Annotated in this window: 22 protein-coding genes; 4 read left to right on the top strand and 18 right to left on the bottom strand. The window is 68.8% G+C overall.

Annotated elements, in window-relative coordinates; genetic code table 11:
* Nucleotides 1-67: 67 nt before the first annotated feature.
* The 5 genes from FHS87_RS17280 to FHS87_RS17300 are packed head-to-tail and all read right to left on the bottom strand — an operon-like array spanning nt 68 to nt 4,700.
* Nucleotides 68-544 carry a MaoC family dehydratase gene (locus FHS87_RS17280; RefSeq protein WP_184520643.1) on the bottom strand — a complete coding sequence of 159 codons (477 nt, stop codon included), beginning with the start codon at nt 542-544 and terminating at the stop codon, nt 68-70.
* Nucleotides 541-2,148, bottom strand: coding sequence for an acyl CoA:acetate/3-ketoacid CoA transferase (locus FHS87_RS17285; RefSeq protein ID WP_184520644.1), 1,608 nt, complete (start codon nt 2,146-2,148; stop codon nt 541-543). The genes FHS87_RS17280 and FHS87_RS17285 overlap by 4 nt, the downstream gene beginning before the upstream one ends.
* On the bottom strand, nt 2,148-3,290 hold the full coding sequence (locus FHS87_RS17290; protein ID WP_184520645.1) for an acyl-CoA dehydrogenase family protein: 1,143 nt from the start codon (nt 3,288-3,290) through the stop codon (nt 2,148-2,150). Before FHS87_RS17290 ends, FHS87_RS17285 begins: the two co-directional genes overlap by 1 nt.
* A 7-nt stretch (nt 3,291-3,297) precedes the next feature.
* A complete protein-coding gene (locus FHS87_RS17295; protein ID WP_184520646.1) occupies nt 3,298-3,675 on the bottom strand; it encodes a tautomerase family protein in 378 nt (125 codons plus the stop codon).
* A complete protein-coding gene (locus FHS87_RS17300; RefSeq protein ID WP_184520647.1) occupies nt 3,675-4,700 on the bottom strand; it encodes a LacI family DNA-binding transcriptional regulator in 1,026 nt (341 codons plus the stop codon). Before FHS87_RS17300 ends, FHS87_RS17295 begins: the two co-directional genes overlap by 1 nt.
* Nucleotides 4,701-4,841: 141 nt before the next feature.
* On the opposite strand from FHS87_RS17300, the gene FHS87_RS17305 reads away from it, so the two are divergent.
* Complete coding sequence (locus tag FHS87_RS17305; RefSeq protein WP_184520648.1) at nt 4,842-5,789, top strand: dihydrodipicolinate synthase family protein; 948 nt, start codon at nt 4,842-4,844, stop codon at nt 5,787-5,789.
* A gap of 11 nt (nt 5,790-5,800) precedes the next feature.
* Entirely contained in the window at nt 5,801-6,694 is an 894-nt protein-coding gene (locus tag FHS87_RS17310; RefSeq protein ID WP_221300046.1) for a dihydrodipicolinate synthase family protein, read from the top strand.
* A gap of 40 nt (nt 6,695-6,734) precedes the next feature.
* Here the strand turns inward: FHS87_RS17310 and FHS87_RS17315 are convergent, their stop codons facing one another.
* The 9 genes from FHS87_RS17315 to FHS87_RS17355 all read right to left on the bottom strand — a co-directional run bounded on the left by FHS87_RS17315 (nt 6,735) and on the right by FHS87_RS17355 (nt 14,080).
* Nucleotides 6,735-7,595, bottom strand: a complete 861-nt coding sequence (locus tag FHS87_RS17315; protein ID WP_184520650.1) for a transporter substrate-binding domain-containing protein — start codon at nt 7,593-7,595, stop codon at nt 6,735-6,737.
* Nucleotides 7,596-7,775: 180 nt separating this feature from the next.
* Entirely contained in the window at nt 7,776-8,681 is a 906-nt protein-coding gene (locus tag FHS87_RS17320; RefSeq protein ID WP_184520651.1) for a LysR family transcriptional regulator, read from the bottom strand.
* Between the two features lie 50 nt (nt 8,682-8,731).
* Entirely contained in the window at nt 8,732-9,028 is a 297-nt protein-coding gene (locus tag FHS87_RS17325; RefSeq protein WP_184520652.1) for a DUF4286 family protein, read from the bottom strand.
* Nucleotides 9,025-9,948, bottom strand: coding sequence for a dihydrodipicolinate synthase family protein (locus tag FHS87_RS17330; protein ID WP_184520653.1), 924 nt, complete (start codon nt 9,946-9,948; stop codon nt 9,025-9,027). Before FHS87_RS17330 ends, FHS87_RS17325 begins: the two co-directional genes overlap by 4 nt.
* On the bottom strand, nt 9,945-10,388 hold the full coding sequence (locus tag FHS87_RS17335; protein WP_184520654.1) for a MaoC family dehydratase: 444 nt from the start codon (nt 10,386-10,388) through the stop codon (nt 9,945-9,947). The genes FHS87_RS17330 and FHS87_RS17335 overlap by 4 nt, the downstream gene beginning before the upstream one ends.
* Before the next feature lie 4 nt (nt 10,389-10,392).
* Nucleotides 10,393-10,794, bottom strand: a complete 402-nt coding sequence (locus tag FHS87_RS17340; RefSeq protein ID WP_184520655.1) for a MaoC family dehydratase — start codon at nt 10,792-10,794, stop codon at nt 10,393-10,395.
* On the bottom strand, nt 10,791-11,954 hold the full coding sequence (locus FHS87_RS17345) for an acyl-CoA dehydrogenase family protein (protein WP_184520656.1): 1,164 nt from the start codon (nt 11,952-11,954) through the stop codon (nt 10,791-10,793). The genes FHS87_RS17340 and FHS87_RS17345 overlap by 4 nt, the downstream gene beginning before the upstream one ends.
* Entirely contained in the window at nt 11,951-13,150 is a 1,200-nt protein-coding gene (locus FHS87_RS17350; RefSeq protein ID WP_184520657.1) for a CaiB/BaiF CoA transferase family protein, read from the bottom strand. The genes FHS87_RS17345 and FHS87_RS17350 overlap by 4 nt, the downstream gene beginning before the upstream one ends.
* 153 nt (nt 13,151-13,303) lie before the next feature.
* Nucleotides 13,304-14,080: an HpcH/HpaI aldolase family protein gene (locus FHS87_RS17355; RefSeq protein ID WP_221300048.1), complete on the bottom strand. Its 777-nt coding sequence runs from the start codon at nt 14,078-14,080 to the stop codon at nt 13,304-13,306.
* A 260-nt stretch (nt 14,081-14,340) separates the two neighbouring features.
* On the opposite strand from FHS87_RS17355, the gene FHS87_RS17360 reads away from it, so the two are divergent.
* The gene (locus FHS87_RS17360) at nt 14,341-14,493 is read left to right on the top strand and encodes a hypothetical protein (protein WP_184520703.1); all 153 of its coding nucleotides are present in this window, start codon (nt 14,341-14,343) and stop codon (nt 14,491-14,493) included.
* Nucleotides 14,429-14,797 carry an amidase family protein gene (locus FHS87_RS24630; RefSeq protein ID WP_184520658.1) on the top strand — a complete coding sequence of 123 codons (369 nt, stop codon included), beginning with the start codon at nt 14,429-14,431 and terminating at the stop codon, nt 14,795-14,797. The genes FHS87_RS17360 and FHS87_RS24630 overlap by 65 nt, the downstream gene beginning before the upstream one ends.
* A gap of 336 nt (nt 14,798-15,133) precedes the next feature.
* Here FHS87_RS24630 and FHS87_RS17370 read toward each other — a convergent pair whose 3' ends face one another.
* Genes FHS87_RS17370 through FHS87_RS17385 form a run of 4 tightly spaced genes read right to left on the bottom strand, consistent with a single transcriptional unit; the run spans nt 15,134 to nt 18,967 of the window.
* Nucleotides 15,134-16,414, bottom strand: coding sequence for an LLM class flavin-dependent oxidoreductase (locus FHS87_RS17370; RefSeq protein WP_246418498.1), 1,281 nt, complete (start codon nt 16,412-16,414; stop codon nt 15,134-15,136).
* A gap of 8 nt (nt 16,415-16,422) precedes the next feature.
* Nucleotides 16,423-17,160 carry an ABC transporter permease gene (locus tag FHS87_RS17375; RefSeq protein WP_221300050.1) on the bottom strand — a complete coding sequence of 246 codons (738 nt, stop codon included), beginning with the start codon at nt 17,158-17,160 and terminating at the stop codon, nt 16,423-16,425.
* Complete coding sequence (locus tag FHS87_RS17380) at nt 17,157-17,966, bottom strand: ABC transporter permease (protein ID WP_221300052.1); 810 nt, start codon at nt 17,964-17,966, stop codon at nt 17,157-17,159. The genes FHS87_RS17375 and FHS87_RS17380 overlap by 4 nt, the downstream gene beginning before the upstream one ends.
* On the bottom strand, nt 17,963-18,967 hold the full coding sequence (locus FHS87_RS17385; protein WP_184520660.1) for an ABC transporter substrate-binding protein: 1,005 nt from the start codon (nt 18,965-18,967) through the stop codon (nt 17,963-17,965). Before FHS87_RS17385 ends, FHS87_RS17380 begins: the two co-directional genes overlap by 4 nt.
* Nucleotides 18,968-18,976: the final 9 nt, after the last annotated feature.

Raw genomic sequence — 18,976 nt, forward strand, 5'->3', positions numbered from 1 at the left:
TGAGAGAGGTGGTCACCTTGATGCATCAGGACGTGTGGCAATAACCATGCCTCGACCCACATTCCGCTCAGGCAGCGGCGCTCCGGGCGAGGATGAGCGAGACGTGCTCAGCGTCGATCACCACCTCGCCACGCGCGTTCACCAGTTCCAGGAACTCGGTGACCACGCCACGGTCGTGATTGCGGGACGGACGCTTCGCGATGAAATGCATGCGCAGGTGTAGCTCGTCGCCGGCGAGGACCGGTGCGCGGAAGCGCACCTTGTCCCAGCCAAGGGAGGCGATGGAAGTGCTCTCGTAGAGCCGCAGCTCGGTCTTCAGCCCTTCCATGAGAGAAAGGCCGAACAGTCCGTGCGCGATCACGGTCGGAAAGCCGCGGCTCCGGCAGTACGCCTCGTCCGTGTGCAGCGGGTGATGGTCTCGCGTCAGCTCAGCGAAAGCGGCGATCTGCGCCGCGGTCACGATGTGCGTGCCGGTTCGCCACTCCTGGCCGAGGGTGATGTCCTCAAGGAAAAGGCTCGTGGGGGCGGGAACGGAGGCGGTCATGCGGCATGCCTCGGCCGCGCGGCCTTCATCAGGAACTCATCCCGCAGGGCCATGGGACCGGGGCGGAACAGGCGGGCATCCATGGGCTTCACGGCCGGAGCGATCAGCGGCCGGAATTCCATCTGATCCAGCACGTCCTCCTGCAGTCGGACCCCGGGGGCGATCTCAGTCAGGACCACCCCCTCCCTCTCCAGCTGAAAGACGGCGCGCTCGGTTACGAAGGTGACCTCCTGGCCCTTCTCCCGTGCCAGGTGGCCGCTGAAGCTGATCTGCTCCACGGCGGACACGAACTTCTTCATCTGGCCTTCCTGACCGATGGCGATGCCGCCATCGCCCAGGCCGATCTTCAGCCCACCGCCCGTCATCGTGCCGCTGAAGACAAGGCGGCGCGTGTTCTGGGTGATGTCGATGAACCCGCCCGATCCGGCAAAGCGGTTGCCGAACTTCGTGACGTTCACGTTGCCCTGTGGGTCCACCTCTGCGAAGGAGAGGAAGGCCGCGGAGAGGCCGCCGCCGTCATAGAAGTCGAATTGGTAGCCCTGGTCGATGATCGCCCGCGGATTTACCGCCGTGCCGAATTCCCGGGCATGGCCGGGCACGCCGCCGATCACGCCGGCTTCCACAGTCAGCGTGATCAGGTCCTCGATCCCCTCCTCCGCCGCCACGTTCGGGATCATGGCGGAGACGCCAACGCCGAGATTCACCACGTCGCCCGGGCGCAGTTCCAGCGCGGCGCGGCGGGCCATCACGCGCCGCTCGCTCATCGGGTCCGGCAGGATGGAAGAGGTGGGAACGCGCGTCTCGCCGCTTCGGCTGGGATCGTAGGCCGTGCCGAAGGTCTGCATCTGCTCCGGCTCGACCACGATGTAGTCGACGAGGAAGCCGGGGATCTTCACCATGTGCGGGTTGAGGCTGCCTCGCCGCGCCAGGCGTTTTACTTGGCAGATCACCGTGCCGCCGGTGTTGTGCACGGCCTGCGCGATGGAGAGGTCCTCCCGGGTCGTCGCCTCGTGCTCCATCGTAATGTAGCCGTCCTCGTCCGCCGTGGTGCCGCGGATGAGTGCGACGCGCGGGGCGCCGGGGACGCGGTAGAAGAGCCAGTCGCGGTCCAGCAGGCAGACATGTTCCACCAGCTGCTCGGTCGTGCGCGCGTTCATGCGCCCGCCGCTCTCGGGCGTACCCTGGCGCGGGTCCATGTAGGTCTCGATACCGACATGGGTGAGGATGCCGGGCTGGCCCGAGGCCATGGCACGGCATAGCCCGGTCATCACGCCCTGGGGAAAGTTGTAGGCCTCTATATGATTGCCGTCGATCAGGGCCATGAAGGGCACCTGGAGGCCGTAATGGCCGCCGATGACGCGGCGCACGAGGCCCTTATGCCCGAAGTGACACAGGCCGTGCTCGTGGATGGCGCCGATGCCCGTCACGTGGAACAACGTGAGGTCGTGCGGCCCCTGCCCGGCCAGGAAGCGGCGCTCCACCGCCTCGATCAGCGCCTCCGGCGTGCCGGTGCCGCCATTGCCGCCGACGATGACAAAGTCGCCGTCCTTTACCAGCGCGGCCGCCTCGTCGGCCGAGATATGGCGCGGGGCGTTCGCGCCCATCAGGCCGTCTCCTTCTCGACCTGGCGGGCGATGATCATGCGCTGGATCTGGTTCGTGCCCTCGTAGATCTGGGCCAGCCGCACGTCGCGGAACAGGCGCTCCACCCGGTACTCGCGGGAGTAGCCGTTGCCGCCATGGATCTGGAGCGCGTTGGAGACGTGCTTCACCGCCATGTCCGTCGTGAAGAGCTTGGCCTGCGCGGCTTCCTTCGCGATCGGCATGCCCGCGTCATACAGGCGGGCGGCGTGGTGGATCAGCATGCGGGCAGCCGCGATGTCCGTGGACATGTCAGCGATCATGAATTGGATCGCCTGGTGGTTGATGATGGCCGTGCCGAACTGCTTGCGCGTCCTGGCATAAGCCATCGCGTCCTCGAACGCGGCTTGGGCCATGCCGAGCGCCATGGAAGACATCATCAGCCGGCTGAAGTTGAAGTTGCCCATGGCCATCTTGAAGGCGCCGTTCTCCGGTCCGACCACGGCGTCGGCGGGCGCCCGCACGCCGTCCAGCGTGATCATGCAGTCCTCCAGCCCGTGCATCCCCAGCAGCTCCTCGTTCTTCCCGCGGAGGATGCCGGGAGCATGCCCATCCAGCAGGAAGCAGGAGATGGCCTTGTGCCCGCCCTGGTCGCCACTGCGGGCGAAGACCATCAGGGCATCGACGACGTTGCCAAAGGTGACCCAGGCCTTGGTGCCGTTCAGCACCCATCCCTCCGCGTCCCGCTTCGCCGTGGTGCGAAGGCCCGCGACGTCGGAGCCGTGGTCGGGCTCCGTCACGGCGGTGGCGGGGATGATGTCGCCGGCGAGAATGCCGGGGATCATCGCCTTGTGCCGCTCGTTGCCGTGATGGTCGAGGAAGAGCGCGGCCTCCACCGGGATGGCGAAGGCGTTGCCGACCGCGCCTGAGCAGCGGGCGATCTCCTCCATCACGATGCAGGCGCCGATCGCGCCCATGCCGGCGCCACCGGCCTCCTCGCGCAGAGCCACGCCGAAGAGGCCCAATTCCGCCATGCCCTTGTAGAGGGTGCGGTCGAAGCGGTCCTCGCGGTCAATGACGGCGGCGCGGGGCAGGACCTCGCGTTCGGCGAAGCGGCGGGCCGTCTCGCGAAGGGCGGCCTGGTCCTCGGTGAAGAAGCGGTGCATCGGATTCTCAGGCGGGTTCGGCGTCGGAGGAGAGGAGACCGGCATGGGCCACCTCGTCCCTGGCGCGGTCGAGGAAGTAGACGGCGAGAGCCTTGGCGGTGATGCCGTAGATCTCGGCCAGCGGTCCCGTGATGGCGGCGGCCCTGCGGCGCTCGGGGACGCCGCGGCGATAGGCGTGCACCTTGACGAGGACGCGCTGCTCCTCCGGCAGCGCGCCCATTGCGCCGGCATGGGCATAGGCGCCGGGCGCGATATCCAGGAAGTAGATCGTCACCGTCTCCGGACCGACGGAGAAGGCACCGCAGAGGCCGTCTGTAACGGCGGTGGCCACCTTCTGGCGGCGCTCGGCCGGAAGCGGTGGGGCGAGAATCTCAACATAGGGCATCAGTGGGCCACCGGACGGCAGGATTGGCGTTGGATCAGCCGCGCCCCGATGCGGTACTCGCGGGCGGTCGCGACGTGCGGGGCGGCATTGGGCCGAAGGCGTTGCAGCAGGCGGTCGGCGGCCAGCTCGGCCATGGCGTTCGCGCCGCTGTCCACCACGCTGATGGCGGGGCGCTGCCAGGCGAAGCCCGGCACGTCCTCGTAGCAAAGGAGGGAGATGTCGTCGGGCACGGCGATGTCGCGCTCCGCCAAGCCACGCAGGACGCCGAGGGAGGACTCGTGGTTGGCGACGAAGAGGGCGGTGGGCCGGTTATCCCGGTCCAGCAGTTGGCGGCAGCCGGACAGCCCCGTTTCCGGCTCATAGCGCCCGGCATGGACGAGGGAAGGGTCGAAGGCGATCCCCGCCTCCTCCAGCGCGCGGCGATAGCCGGAAAGGCGCTCGCGGCCCGAGGTCGTCTCCTGCCGGCCGACGACCAGCCCGATGCGGCGGTGACCGAGGTCGAGCAGATGGCGCGTGCCGGCATAGGCGCCCTCCGGGTCAGCGGCCAGCACGGTTTCCAGCTCCACCGATTCATCGCGGCGCACCACGCATGTCACAGGCGTGCCGCTCGCCTCCAGCGCGGCAAGGAGCGCGCCGTTGCGGCCGGTGGGGCAGATGATCAGGCCATCGACGCGCTGGTCGGCCAGTGTCTCGATCGTCGCGGCCTCCTGCTCGGGATCATCGGCGGTGATGCAGAGCAGCGCCTGGTATCCCTCTGCCCGCAGGCGGCGCTGCACCACCTCCGCCAGCACGCGGAAGGAGGCGTTGGTGAGGTTGTGCACCACCAGCCCGACAAGGCGCGTGGAGCGCGTCTTGAGCCCGCGGGCGAGAGTATTGGGGCGGTAGCCCAGCTCGGCCGCGATGCGCTGCAGCCGGTTTTCGGTCGCGCGGCTGGTCAGCCCGCCGCCGGCCAGGGCGCGCGAGGCCGTGCTGACCGACACCTTGGCGGCCCGTGCGACGTCCCGAAGCGTCACCGTCGTTTGCATGCATGAACCATGCTCCGCAAACGTTTGCGGCTGCAAGGCTATTTTTTCGGCAAACAACTGAAAACTACCTTTGACGATGGGCCACATGATCCGTTTTAGTGCACCAGCAAACGTTTGCAGCAGTTTCGAAGGGACTACCCCGTGGACCTGACCGGCATCGGCGGCATCTGGCCTGCCTCCCTCACCCCCTTCGACCGGGACGGCGCCATCGACGAGGCGGCGCTGCGCGCCCATCTGCGGCATCTCGCCGCCACGCGGGGCGTGCGCGCCTTGGTCGTGAACGGCCATGCCGGGGAGACGAGTTCGCTGGACCGCACGGAGCGCAAGGGGGTGGTGCAGGTCGCGCGCGAGGTGGCGGGGGATGCGACGGGCGTGGTGGCCGGCATCGTGGCGGAGGACCCGCGCGCCGCCTGTGACTTGGCGCGCGACGCGAAGGAAGCCGGGGCGGACGCGATCCTGCTCTTCCCACCCCTGCTCTTCGCCGGCGGCGCGGAGGCGCGTCCGGAGATGATGCTGCGCTTGTTCCACGCCGTCGCCGAGGCGGCAGCGCTACCCATCGTGTTGTTCCAGCTCTCCCGCCCCTCCGGCCTCGGCTACACGCCGGAGTTGCTGGCGCGGCTGCTGCGCGAGGTGCCATCCATCATCGCCGTGAAGGAGGGCAGCGATCTCGTCGCCTCCTACGAGGACAATCTGGAGGTGCTGAAGGCCTGCGGCCGCAAGGTCAGCATGCTGACGAGCAACAACTCCTGGCTTCTCGCCTCCCTGTCCCTGGGCGGGGACGGCATCCTCTCCGGCATAGGCAGCGTGGCCTCCGACATCCTGACCGAAATGCACGAGGCGGTGGCGCGCGGCGACCTCGCGGCGGCCCGGCGCGCGAATGATCGCCTGCGCCCGCTCGTGCGCGTGTTCTATCGCCGCCCGGCGCTGGACATGCACAACCGCATGAAGACCGCCCTGAACCTGATGGGGCTGATGCCCAACCCGGCGCCGCGCGCGCCGCTGCTGCCGATTGAGGCCGGGGAGCGGGAGGAAATCCGCCGCGCCCTGGTCGCCGCCGGCCTGCTTCCCGCCAACGAGATGGCGGCCTGAGGACGATGACGATGAAGACCTTCCGCGGCACCTACACGGTGATGATCACGCCTTTCGACGAGACGGGCGAGCTGGACCTGCCGGCGCTGCGCCGCTTCGTGGACTGGCAGATCGAGCAGGGCATCCACGGCCTGATCCCGCTGGGTTCCACCGGCGAGTTCCTGTCACTCTCCGACGATGAGCACGTGGCGTTGGCGGAGACGGTGATCCGCCAAGCGGCCGGCCGCGTGCCGGTCCTCATCGGCACGGGCGCGGAGGACACGCGCGAGTCCGTGCGCCTCAGCCGCCGCGCGGAAGCTCTGGGCGCGGATGGCGTGATGATCATCCCACCCTTCTATTCCACGCCGACGGATGACGAGCTGGTCCACCACTACAAGACGATCGGCGATGCCATCGGCATCCCGATCATGGTCTACAACAACCCGGCCACGGCGAATGTGGACCTGAAGCCGCAGCTCGTCGCGCGGATCGCCGAGATCCCGAACTGCCTGTACATCAAGGAGTCCACGCTGGAGGTGACGCGGGTGCGCGACATCGTCCGGCTCTGCGGCGACAAGATGACGGTGTTCGGCGGCATCCTCGGCTTCGAATCCTTCGTCGAGGGCGCGCAGGGCTGGGTGGCCGTAGCGTCCAACATCGCGCCCGCCCCCCTCGCCCGCCTCTTCGAGCTGGTGGCCGACAAGGAGGAAATCCGCGAGGCGCGCGACCTCTACCTGCGCTACCTGCCGCTGATCGAGTTCGTTGGCGGCCAGTACTACGTGGCCGGCAGCAAGGCGCTGCTGCGGCACATGGGGTCCCCCGTCGGCAACCCGCGCCCGCCACGCCTGCCGCTGCCCGCCGAGCGGGATGCCATGGCGCGGGACATCGTGCGCGCGCTGGACTTGGCCTTCCGCCAAGCCGCCTGACGAGAAGCGGCCGGGCGGTCGCCCGCCCGGCCGGTCAGCCTCAACCCGGGCCGGGGCCACGGATGGCGAAGGGCTGGTCCGCCGGCTGCGGCGTCAGGCCGTAGCGGTCGAACAGGGCGCCGTAGGTGCCATCCTTTCGCATGGCTTCAAGCGCGACGGCCACGGCTTCCGCTACCGGGCGCTGGCGGAAGGCCATGGCGCTGGGGGCGCCGCCCAGCCGGAACAGCACGGTGCGGATCATGTTCCGCTTCGTCATGTCCACGGCCATGTAGTCCAGCAGCGCGGCCGCATCGCCCTGGCCGGCGCGCAGCGCCGTCATCGCCTCCGTCGCGGTGGCGAAGCCACGGATGGTGATAGGCGCCTTGCCGCGACGCAACAGGTCATCGCTGACCGAGCGGAGCCAGCGCTCCTGATAGGTGTTCACCTCGATCACCACGGCCTTGCCGGAGAGATCGTCCGGGGTGCTGACCTGCAGGCTGCTGTTGGGCGGCAAGCCGACGCTGATCGCCTGCTGCGCGTAGGGCACCATGAAGGCGACCTTGGAACGCTCCTCGGTCCAGAACATCGCGGTGTGGATACCGTCGAAGCGGCCGGCCTGCAGGGCCGGGATCATCGGCGGGAAGTCCATGCGGACGAACTGCAGCTCCAGGCAGAGGCGCTTGGCAATCTCCTTCCCCAGTTCGATGTTGATGCCCTGCAGCTCGCCGCGGCTGTCCACGAACTGCTGCGGCGGCAGGGTGGGGTTGATGGCCAGCTGCAGCTTGCCCGGCGTGACGAGCTGGCCCGGCTGAACCGGCGCCACCGGGGTGCAGGACTGGGCTCGCGCCTCGCCGGCGGCGAAGGGCAGCAAGGGGGCTGCGAGGAGGGCGAGCGCGAGCTTCAGTCGCGTGCGGTATCGCATCGTCGGGTCTCCGGTTCGTCGCGCCGTGACAGGGGATGCGTCACGCCGCTTTGGGCCGATGCAAGTCTGGGCCCATGCGGGCGCGCTCCGAAGGCGACGCGTTATCAGAACACGGGGTGCGACTAAGCGCCGGACGAATAGGGGGTCGAGCAGCACGCCCCCAACCTGGCCCGACCTGCCCTAAGCCGGCACTTCCGGGAATGCCTCCCGCACCACCTCCCCCGCATGGCGCAGAAAGGACTGAACGAGGCGCGACGGCGGCTTGTCCCTCGCCAGGACCGCGTGGACAGTGATGGGGATGGAAGGCCGGAAAGGGCGGATGGCGATGCGCTCCGCGGCGCCGGCGGCGGCGGTCAGCGGGTCCACCACCGTGGCGCCGATGCCCTGCTCGACCAGACCGACGCCGGTGTTCATGAAGCGCACCTCGATGGAGGGCGCGAAGGGCTGCTTGGCGCGGCGGAAGGCGTCCGCGACGAGGTTGTGGACGCGGCTGCCGGCGGGAGCGGCGATGAGGGCGGTGTCCTGCAGGTCCTGGGGCGTGATGGAGGGCAGCGCCGCCAGCGGGCTATCCCTGGGAAAGACGCAGGCCATGTCGAACTGGCGGAGCGGGCGGGTCTCGATGCCCGGGCGCGGGTCGGGCTCCATCACCAGGCCGAGATGGGTGATGCCCGCCTCCAGCGCGTCCAGCATCTCGATCATGGGCCGCGTCTCGATGGAGAGGGCCACCTGCGGGTGGTGCGGGAGGAAGCGCCGCACGATGGCTGGAACGAGGGATCCCGACAGCTCGGCCGTGGTGGTGAGGCGGACGCGGCCGATGCGGCTGGTGCGGAGATCCGCCGCCTTCTGCCGGATGCCCTGGAACATGAGGAAAAGGGGCTCGGAATCGAGGAAGAGGCTGGTGGCCTCCTCGGTCGGGATCAGGCGGTTGTTCACGCGGTGGAACAGGCGGAAACCCAGGTGGGATTCCATGTTTTTGATCGCGTTGGAGACGGAGGGCTGCGACATGCCGATCTCTCGCGCCGCGCCCACGGTCGTGCGAAGCCGCATGACGGCGCGCAGGATCTCGAGCTGGCGGAGATTCAGCATGCCGCATCCCCCGGGGTGTTCCGGGGGATGTTAGCAGAAAACGGGCCGGATCAGCTGCCGAGTGGGGCGAGCACTTGGCGTTGGAAGTTCCGGATGTGTGGGGTGAGGTGCATGAAACCTTTCACCGCGTGGAACTCCGGCGTGTCGTAGACCCAGGGGCCGGCGATCTCATACACCGCAGCGTAGCGCGGACCGCCGTCATCCACGGTGTAGCGGCGGGCGGAGAGCCAGCCAGGGCAGGCCAGCAAGTCCGGGATGTGGTTCTCCACGTACCAGCGGTTGAACTCCTCCTCGATCCCGGGATCCACGTCCACCCGGACGATGTGCAGCCAGGGCGCCTCGCTCACCGTGTCACCCCCGCATGGGCCAGGGCGGCGCGCAGCGCGTCCATCTCCGTCGCTTCCAGCGCAGGCAGGGGCGCGCGGCAGACCGGCACGGGCAGGCGGCCGAGGATGTGGAGGCAGGCTTTCAGGCGCGGCGTGGCCAGGCCCGGCGGAGCGGTGCCGTAGATGGCCTTGGCAAGCGGCGCCAGGCGCTCGTGCAGGGCGCGGGCGGCGGGCAGGTCCTCTGCTCTCACCGCCCTGTCCAGCGCCACGACCAGTTCCGGCACGACGGCGGCGAGGCTGACGAGGCTGCCGGCGGAGCCCGCCAGGAAGCAGGCGAAGAGGTGCTCGTCGCCCGAGGCCATGACGGCGACCTCGGGCCGGATCGCCGCCACCAGGCGGCGGGTCTCGTCGTAGGCGGCGGAGTCCCAGCTGCCCTCCTTGATGCCCACCAGCTTCGGCAGGCCCAGCAGCTCCTTCAGCAGCGTGGGCGGGAAGTGCAGCCCGCCGGAGCGGACATGGCCCTGGAAGAGGAAGAGGGGCAGGTCGGTGGCGTCATGGATGGCCTGGTGGTGGCGCAGCACCACGCGGGGATCGACGCCCAGGCCCCAGGAATAGGGGGCGAAGACCATCACGGCGTCGGCGCCCTCGGCCGCCGCCTCCTGCGCCTGGGCGGTAGCGATGGCGCTGGATTCCGCCATCACGCCGGCCACGATCGGCGCCTTGCCGGACGCCTCGCGGCAGAGGCGCACCACGCGGCGCAGCTCGTCGCGCGTCAGGAAGGCGTTCTCGCCGGCATGGCCGTTGATGAGCAGGCCGTGCATGCCGTCGCAGGCCATCACGGCGCGGACATGCGCCTTCAGCCCGGCTTCGTCGATCGCCCCGTCGGCCTGCATGGGCAGTATGATAGAGGCGTAGATGCCATGAAAAGGTTCGGCGTTCATGCGGCCATCGGTGCGGGCTTGGGGCGGGGATATTTCAGCGTGGCGCGGGCCTTCAGCACCTCCAGCCCCTCCTCGTTGCTGCAGCTGCCCTCCCACACGATGGTGCGGGTGTCCGGATGGCTCTCGGCGATCCAGACCTCCACCGTCAGGGTGTCGCCATAAAAGACGGGGCCGGTGAACCAGAAGCGGTCCTCGATGGAGACGCCGATGGTGCCGGCCAACTCCGCTGTCAGCACGCTGGTGCAGAGGCCCGCCACCATGATGCCGGGCGCCAGGCGCCTGCCGAAGCGGGTGCCGGCCGCGTAGCCGTCATCCACGTGCACCGGGCCGAAATCGCCGGTGGCCGCGATGTAGAGGGCGCCGTCCGCCTCGGTGACGGTCTTCGTCATCACCGCGCGATCGCCGACCTTCAGGCTGTCGAAGGGCTTCAGGTCGTACATGGCGTCAGGCCGCCGCGCGGAAGGGCAGAAGCTCGGCCTCGCCATCCATCACCGCGCCGAAGCCGTCCAGCGTGCCGGTGAGGCGCAGCGTCAGGGCGCCCTTCTCAGCGGCCGTCACCTCGGCGACCGCCTCCACGCTGCTCCCCACGGGCACGGGAGCCAGGAAGCGCAGGTCCATGCGGCCGATGCGGCGGGACGGGCCGCCGATGCGGGAGAGGCAGGTGGTGGCGAGGCCTCCGAGCACCAGTTCGAAGGCGATCATCCCCGGCGCACCCTCCGCCTTGGCGCGGTTGGCGTCCACGTAGAGGGCGCCGAGATTGCCGGAAATACCGGTGAAGAGCGCCTGCTCCGCCGTGGTGAGGGTCTTGCGGAAGGCGACCCGCGTGCCGATCGCGACCTCGTTCACAGGGACAGCCCGTTCTTCATCACGCCGCGGGCGACGAGCATGCGATGGATCTCCGATGTTCCGTCATAGATGCGGGTGACGCGGGCGTCGCGCGCGATGCGCTCCAGCGGCAGCTCCTTGCTGTAGCCGGCGCCGCCGAAGAGCTGGATGCCGCGATCCGCCACGCGCCCCAGCATCTCGGATGCATAGAACTTCACCATGGAGACCTTGTCGCGGGGGTCACGCCCCTGGTCGATCTCCCAGGCTGTGTTCAGCACCATCATGCGGGCGGCGAAGATCTCGGCCGCGCTGTCCGCGATCATGGCCTGCACCATCTGGAAATCGCCGATCGCCTGCCCGAACTGGCGACGCTCCGTCGCGTGGGTCCGCATCATCTCCAGCACCCGCTGCGCCATGCCGACGCAGCGGGCGCCGATATGGCCGAGGCGGATGCCGGAGACGCTGCTCATGATGAGCCTGAAGCCGCCGCCAAGTTCTCCGAGGATCGCGTCCCTGGGGATGCGGCACTCGTTGAAGGCGAGTTCCGCGTGGCCATAGCCGCGGTGGCCCATCATCGGCTGCTTGCGGGCCACGGTGAAGCCGGGCGCGTACTTGTCCACCAGGAACAGGGTAATACCCCCGCGGGCGCGCTTCTCCCGGTCCGTCACGGCCATGACGATGGTGTAGTCGGCGATGTCGCCGTCGCTGATGTAGTGCTTCGTGCCGTCGATCACCCACTCCTCGCCGTCCAGCCGGGCGGTGGTGCTGATCGAGGCGGCGTCCGATCCCGCGCCGGGCTCGGTGATGGCCATGGCGACAATCTTCTGGCCGGCCACGGTGGGCAGAAGGTACTTGTCGCGCTGATCGCCCTTGCAGGCCAGCAGCATGGGATAGACCTGGCCGAAGACGCGGCGGATCAGGGCGTCGCTGGTCTTGCCCAGCTCCTCCTCGACCAGGCACATCTCCAGCACGGAGAGCCCGCCGCCGCCCACATCCTCCGGCATGTTCATGGCGAACAGGCCGAGTTCCCGCGCCTTGGCCTTGAGGGCACGCAGCTTCTCGGCCGGGACCTCGCCCAGCGCCTCCACCTCCGCCTCCAGCGGCTGCACTTCCTGTGCAACGAAGCGGCGCACGGTCTCGGTGAGGAGGCGCGTATCCTCGGGGATGGCGAAATCGATCATGCGGAGGCTTCCGGCCAGTTCACAGCGCCACCGCGCTTCATCGTCTCCATTTCATCGGGCGTGAAGCCGAGCTCCGCGAGGATATCACGGCTCTGCGCGCCGAGGGGCTGGGGGACAAGGCGCACGCGCGGCACCTCACCGTCATAGCGGGCGGGGTGGGAGACAAGGGTGACAGGATGGCCGGTCGCGCCATCCGTGGTGATGAAGGCGCCGAGGTGTTGGAGCTGCGGGTCGGCCTGCAGGTCCCCGTAGTCCTGCATCGGCGCGTGCCAGATCTTTTGCCTCTCCAGCCCCGGCAGCCACTCGGCCGTCGGGCGCTGCTTCAGGCGCTCGGTGACGAGGCGCGCGATGTCTTCGCGCCGGGCGAAGGCGTCGCTCTCGCCCATCGCCGCCAGCTCCGGCACCTCCAGCGCCTGCCCGATGCTTCCGGGCGGGGACATGGAGAGCGCGAGGTGCCCGTCCGCCGTGGCGTAGATGCCGTAAGGCCCACCGCTGAACCAGGACGCGATGCCACCCGGCCCGCGCGGGGAGGCGGCCCGGGCGCCGTTCATCCAGGCCGTCAGCGCCTCCGTCTGCAGGTCCAGCGCGGCCTGGAAGAGATTCACCTCCACCAGACGCCCCTTGCCCGTGCGTTCCCGCGCGAAGAGGGCTGCCAGGATGGCCATGGCGTAGATCATCGCCGCGTGCTGATCGACCACCACCGCGCCCACCGGCGTGGGCGGGCCATCGGCGCGGCCGGTGCGCGCCGCGAGGCCGGAAAGCGCCTGGAGCAGCAGGTCCTGCCCGGGACGGTCCGTGTAGGGCCCGGAGGAGCCGTAGCCATAGGCCGCCGCGTAGATCAGGCGCGGGTTCGTCTCGCGCAGGGTCTCGTAGTCGAGGCCGAGCTTCCCCATCGTGCCCGGGCGGAAGTTCTCCATCACCACGTCGGCCTCGCGCAGCAGCCGCGCGACGACCTCGCGCCCGGCGGTGCTCTTCAAGTCCACGGAGAGGCTACGCTTGTTGCGACCGGTAGAGAGGAAATTGACGCTCTGCCCGCCCACGAAATGGTTCGCCACCGCCCAGTTGCGGTGGAACGCTCCCTCGGGCGGCTCTAGCGCGATCACGTCGGCGCCCAGATCCGCCAGGATCTGCGCACCCAGCGGCCCCGCCAGGAAGTGGTTGAAGCTGACGACCTTGATGCCGGCGAGAAGATCCATCCGACGCCCAAACCCCTGAGAAGACCCGACTGGCGAGACAGGGCGCAGGATGGCCGGGAGAGGCACGGTGCCCAAGGGGCGGGTCAATTCGAAAACGGGGCCGGGCTATAGGGCGGGCCAATGCTCCCAGCGCGCCCCCCGGGAGCGCCGGGCTCAGGCCACCAGGGCCTTCAATCGCTCGGCCAAGGCCGTGCCGCCGTCCACCAGCAGGTTGATGTCGTTCGTCGCGACGACCAGGCTGGCGCCGAGGCCGAAGCCCAGCGTGCCCAGAAGCGGCTCCGGCACGCCGATCACCGCGAAGCGCAGCCCATGCGCCCGCGCCGCGGCTGCCACGCGGGCGAAGGCGGCCTGCACCTCCGGGTGGTCCAGCCTCCCGGGCAGGCCGAGATCGGCGGCCAAGTCGTTGGCGCCCACCATCAGCGCGTCCAGCCCGGGCGTGGCGGCGATTGCCTCCGCCGCCTCCAGCCCCGCACAGCTCTCGATCATCGGGATAATCACGGTGGCGGCCTCAGCCTCCGCCATGAAGCGTGGCGCGGGGGGCATGCGGTAGCCGAACTGCGGCAGCGGCGCAGGCAGGGAACGGCGGCCGACGGGTGCGAAGCGGCAGAGATCCACGATGCGTGCCGCCTCCTCAGGCGTGTCCACATGCGGCACCACCACGCCCTCCGCGCCCACATCCAGCGCGCGGGCCAGGTCCGGGTGGTGCGGGCCGCCCACGCGGATCAGGGCAGGAAAGCCGGCGGTGCGCGCGGCAACAGCCAGGTTGCCCGCCTCCCCGATGGTGATGGGCGTGTGCTCCAGATCTATCAGCAGCAGGTCGAAGCCGGCGCTGCGCGCAACCAGCACCACCTCGGGGGTACGCAGCACACAGGCGGCCAGCGCGAACAGCCTCTCGCCCCTGGCCAGGCGGGCGCGGAACAACTCGGTCATCGTGATTCTCCGGATGGACGGGCGCGATGGCACGCACGCCGCGGGCCATTGGGTAAGAGCAGGACGATCGAGGTGCCGCCAGCGTGGTGCGGACCGATAGTCGGACCATGGGGGAGAACCGAATGTCCGACAGCGATACCGCTCTCTGATTGACCTCCACACTCGCACACGCCGTTCGCGAGAGGCGCATCTGCTGGCGCGGACTCCTCCACCCGTTCGCGCGCATGGGGCGACCCGCTTCTTGCCCGGACGCCGCGATCATGCGCGACCTGGACCGGGCACGCGAGCAGGTGCGGCGCCTCGACAAGCCTGCGGCGCTTATGGGCTCGCTGTGGCGGTCTGCCCATCATGGCAAAGAAAACGCAGCGCGTCGCTGGGCTGCCGACGCGCTGGGGCTCGCCGTCGCTGCATGACAGCATCGCCGCGCGGGATGTTGCAGCGTTGGTATGGCTGCACGAGGCAGACGCCGTGGCGATTGGCCAGACAAAGCCGCCCGCCGAATTCACAGACTGGCAAGCCGACAGTGCGCTGCATGGCCGCACGGTGAAGCCCTGGGATGCAGATCGCAGTTGCGGCGACTCTTCCGGCGGTTCGGCTGTCGCTGCGAGGTTGACGGAGTTGGAGGTGGGCCGCGGCATGTCCAGCTCCATCTCCCATTCGCCGATGCATGTGGCGTCTTCGGGCATGAACCGGGCTGGGGCGTCTGCTCGCTGCTAACCTTTGGCGCCCCGCCCTACCGCACGGCATGCGTGGAACCTTCAGCCACCGCGTGACCGTGGACCGGGCAGACATAGACTACGCCAGGCTGCGCTTCTGGCCCGGCCTGGTGAAGGTGCCGCTCCTGCCCGCCAACACTTTGCCGCGGGGTAACATGAGGACGGGCTGTCCACCGGCAGCTAGATCGTTGGGCCCTTTCTGGGCAAAGCTTTCACAGCTATCTCGAGGTGCCCCTCATGGGCGGCAGAGCCCGGCCGTCACACTGCCACGCGGTGAGCAACAGAGTGCTTGACCTCTGAACCCACCACAGGAGAACAATACTCCTGCAGGTTTCGCTCAACCGCGTTGCGGCCGCGGCAATCCCAGGTTCTCACGCAGCGTCGTTCCCGCATACTCCTGCCGAAACAGCCCGCGCTTCTGCAATAGCGGCACGACAAGATCGACAAAATCGTCGAAGCCCTCGTGGAACCAAGGTGGCATCACATTAAATCCGTCCGCCGCGCCGTTCGTGAACCACTGCTCCAGGGTGTCGGCCACCCGCTCCGCCGAGCCGCAGAGCACCCAGTGCCCCCGCGCCGCGGCCGTCAGATTGTAGATGTCGCGCAGCGTCATCCCTTCCCGCTTCGCCTTGTTCAGCATGACGCTGGCGAAGCTGTGATAGGTGTCGGGCAGCGGGATATCCGGGATCGGCCCGTCCAGGTCGTAGCCGCTCATATCGACACCGAAGCGGTCGCTCAGTAGCTGGCGTGCGTTGTCGCCGTCCACGAAGCCCTGCAGCACCGCAAGCTTCTCATAGGCTTCCCTGTCCGTGCGCCCGACCACTGGCATCACACCAGGCAGAACCGTGACATCCTCCGGCCGACGCCCCAGCGCCGGGAGGCGCGCCTTGAGAGAGGAGTACTGGGCGCGGGCTTCGTCGAAATCCTGCACCACGGAGAAGACAACATCGGCGGTCGCCGCCGCCAGGGCATGCCCCGGCTCGGACCCGCCGGCCTGCAGTACCACCGGCTGGCCCTGTGGCGAACGGCCGATGTTGACCGGCCCTTTTACCTTGAAATGGGGCCCTTCATGGTCCAGCGCGCGGACCCTGGCCGGGTCGATGTACAGGCCGGTCGCGCGGTCCGCCACCACGGCATCATCCGCCCAGCAGTCCCACAGCCCCTTCACCACCTGCAGGAACTCCCGCGCGATGGCATAGCGCTCGGCATGGTTGGGGTGCAGCTTGCCGAAATTCGGCGCCGCCGCGGGGCTGGCGCCGGTCACCGCGTTCCAGGCCGCGCGCCCGCCGCTGATATGATCCAGCGAGGCAAAGGCCCGCGCGACCGTGAAAGGATCGCTGTAGGTGGTGGCCACCGTCGCGCCCAGGCCGATATGGGTCGTGCTCGCGGCCAGCGCCGAGAGCATGGTCAGCGGCTCTAGCCGCAGCGTGTAGGAGGGATGGGCTGCCGGGTCGGCATAGAGATTGTCGCCCATGAAGATCATGTCGAAGCGACCGCGCTCGGCCGTTTCCGCGATCCTTCGCAGCGCCGCCATGTCCTGGAAGCTGTCCACCGCCCCGGGGTAGCGCCAGCCCGCCACATGGCTGCCCGTTCCCAGCAGGAACAGGCCCAGGTGCATTTGTCGTGTCATCGCCAGAAGATCACCCTGCGCTCTATCCAGCCGATCAGCCCGAAGAATGCGAGGCTGATGGCCGAAGCCACGAAGATGGCAGACCAGACCTGCACGAAGTCGATCTGAACCACGGCTTGGTAAATGATCCAGCCCAGGCCGCTGTTCGCGCCCAGCATCTCCGTCACGATCGCGACGATCAGGCTTCGCACGGTCGCCACCCGCATCCCCGCCGCGATGAGCGGCAGGGCGGCGGGAAGCCGCAATCGCCAGAGAACCGCCGCCTGCCCTGCCCCGAAGCTTCGCAGCAGGTCCACCGAGCGGCGGTCCACCCGGTCGAAGCCGGCGAGCGCGCTGAGGAAGACGGTGAAGCCCACCGCCAGCGTCACCATGACGATCTTGGATGAGACGCCGATGCCGAACCACAGCAGCACCAGCGGCGAATAGGCGGCGACCGGCACGGAGTTCACGGCCATTACCACGGGCAGGAGCGCCGTGCGGGACCAGGGAAGCACGGTGATGAGCACCGCCAGTCCTATTCCGATGGTGGTGCCGAGGCCGTAGCCGACGACCGCTTCCAACAGGGTAGTCGCGCCGCCGGAGATCAGGCTGGCGCGCTGGATCCAGATGCTGCCCAGGATCTCACTCACGGCCGGCAAGGTATAGGAGGGCAGCGCGAAGCCCCGGGCCATGCCTTCCCACAGCAGGATGAGCAGAACGCCGCCGAGCACGCCGCGCATGGCTGCGCGGCTCACTGCTCGGCTCCCCAAAAGACGAGCCAGCGCTCGGCCAGGCTCACCAAGGCGTAGAAGCCCGTGCCCAGCAGCGCGGCGCAGAGAATGGCGGCCCACATCACCGTCACCTGTTCGGTGTACATGGCCTGCAGCAGGATCACGCCGAGGCCCGTGGTGTCGCCGAACCACTCGCCGACGATGGCGCCCACCAGGCTGAGGGAGGAGCCCAGGCGCAGCGCGACGAAGATTTGCGGCAGGGCGGTGGGCAGGAGCAGGCGGAAAAGGATCTGCCGGCCGTTGGCGCCGAAGCTGCGCAACAGCGCGACCTGCCGGGGATCCACCGATTGCAGGCCGAGCAGCGTGTTCACCGTGACCGGGAAGAAGGTGAGATAGAAGGCGATCACCGCCTTCGCGAGCAGCGTGTTTCCGAACCACAGCACGACCAGCGCGCCGAAGGCGATGACGGGAATGGTCTGGGACACGACGAAGATGGGGAAGAGCATATCCCGCAGCACCGGCGCGCGGAGGAACAGGACGCCGTTCAGCACCCCCACCAGCACGCCGGCCGCGAAGCCGAGCAGCGTCTCCAACAGGGTCCGCAGGAAGCCGGCGGCATAGGCCTCGGGCGTGGCGGCGATGGTGGAGAGAATGGCGCTCAGCCGAGGCAGGTATTCCGGGCGGATGCCGAAGGCCAGCACCGCCCCTTCCCAGACCGCGGCCGCGATCGCCAGACCGAGCACCAGCCGCCCGAGGCCGAGCAGGACGGGTGCCGTGTGGCGCCACACGCCCGTGGCGCGCATGGCCGGCGCGGAGAGGCTGGCGCTCAAGCCATCCGGTCCGCGGCGGGAATGGCGGCCAGGAAGCTCCCGTCATAGGTCTTGGCCAGGTCGATCGGCTGCTTGATGACCTCGTGCTCGCGCAGGAAGTCGTGGGCGGAGCGGATGGCAGCCTCGTCGATCCAGAACAGACCCTGCTGGGCGGCCGCGCCGGCCGTCATCAGCTTGCCGGCCTCGACGAGCATGAACTCCTGGTGGTCGCGGTTGAGGGAGGGGGCGGCGGCCATCACGGCATCCACGCCCGCCTTCTGGTCGCGCAGTGCATCCCGCCAACCCTTGATGGAGGCGCGAAGGAAGCCGCGCACCATCTCCGGCTTCTGCCGCGCCGTGGTCTCGTTCACGATCAGCGTGTCGCGCGGAAAGGTGATGCCCTGCTCCTCGGCCACGAAGGTGCGCAGCTTATCGCGGCCCATGCGCGTCATCAGCGTGTAGAACTCGTTGTACTTGGTGGCCGTCACCACATCGATCTGCCCTTCCACGAAGGGCGTTACCGAGACCTGCTGCGGTTGCATGGTGAAGTCGCCCGGCTTCAGCCCGGCCTTGGCCAGCATGCCCAGCAGCACGTAGTTCGCGCCGGTGTACCACGTGGTGATGGTCTTGCCCCTGAAGTCCTGGAGCGTCCTGATCGGGCCGTCGGCGCGGGTGACGAAGAAGAAGGGCGTTTGCTGGTGTGACACGCCGATGCAGACCACCGGCAGGTTCTTCTCCCGTGCCGCGAAGACGCTGTCGGTGCCGCCGGAAAGGCCGAAGGTGTCCGCCCCCGTGGCGACCAGGTTCTCGGTCAGCAGGTTCGGCCCGCCGGGGTTGATGGTCAGGTCGATCCCCTCGGCCTCGTAGTAGCCGCGTGCCTTGGCAAGGTAGAAGCCGGCGAACTGGGTCTGCGCCAGCCACTTCAGGCGCAGCGTCGCCTTCTGCGTGCCCTGGGCGCGGGCGATGGCAGGAAGGATAGCGGGCGCCACGGCGGCGGCGGCGAGAAGGGTGCGCCTCTGCATGGGAACGGT

This window comes from Muricoccus pecuniae, from assembly GCF_014199205.1.
GTDB lineage: Bacteria > Pseudomonadota > Alphaproteobacteria > Acetobacterales > Acetobacteraceae > Roseomonas > Roseomonas pecuniae.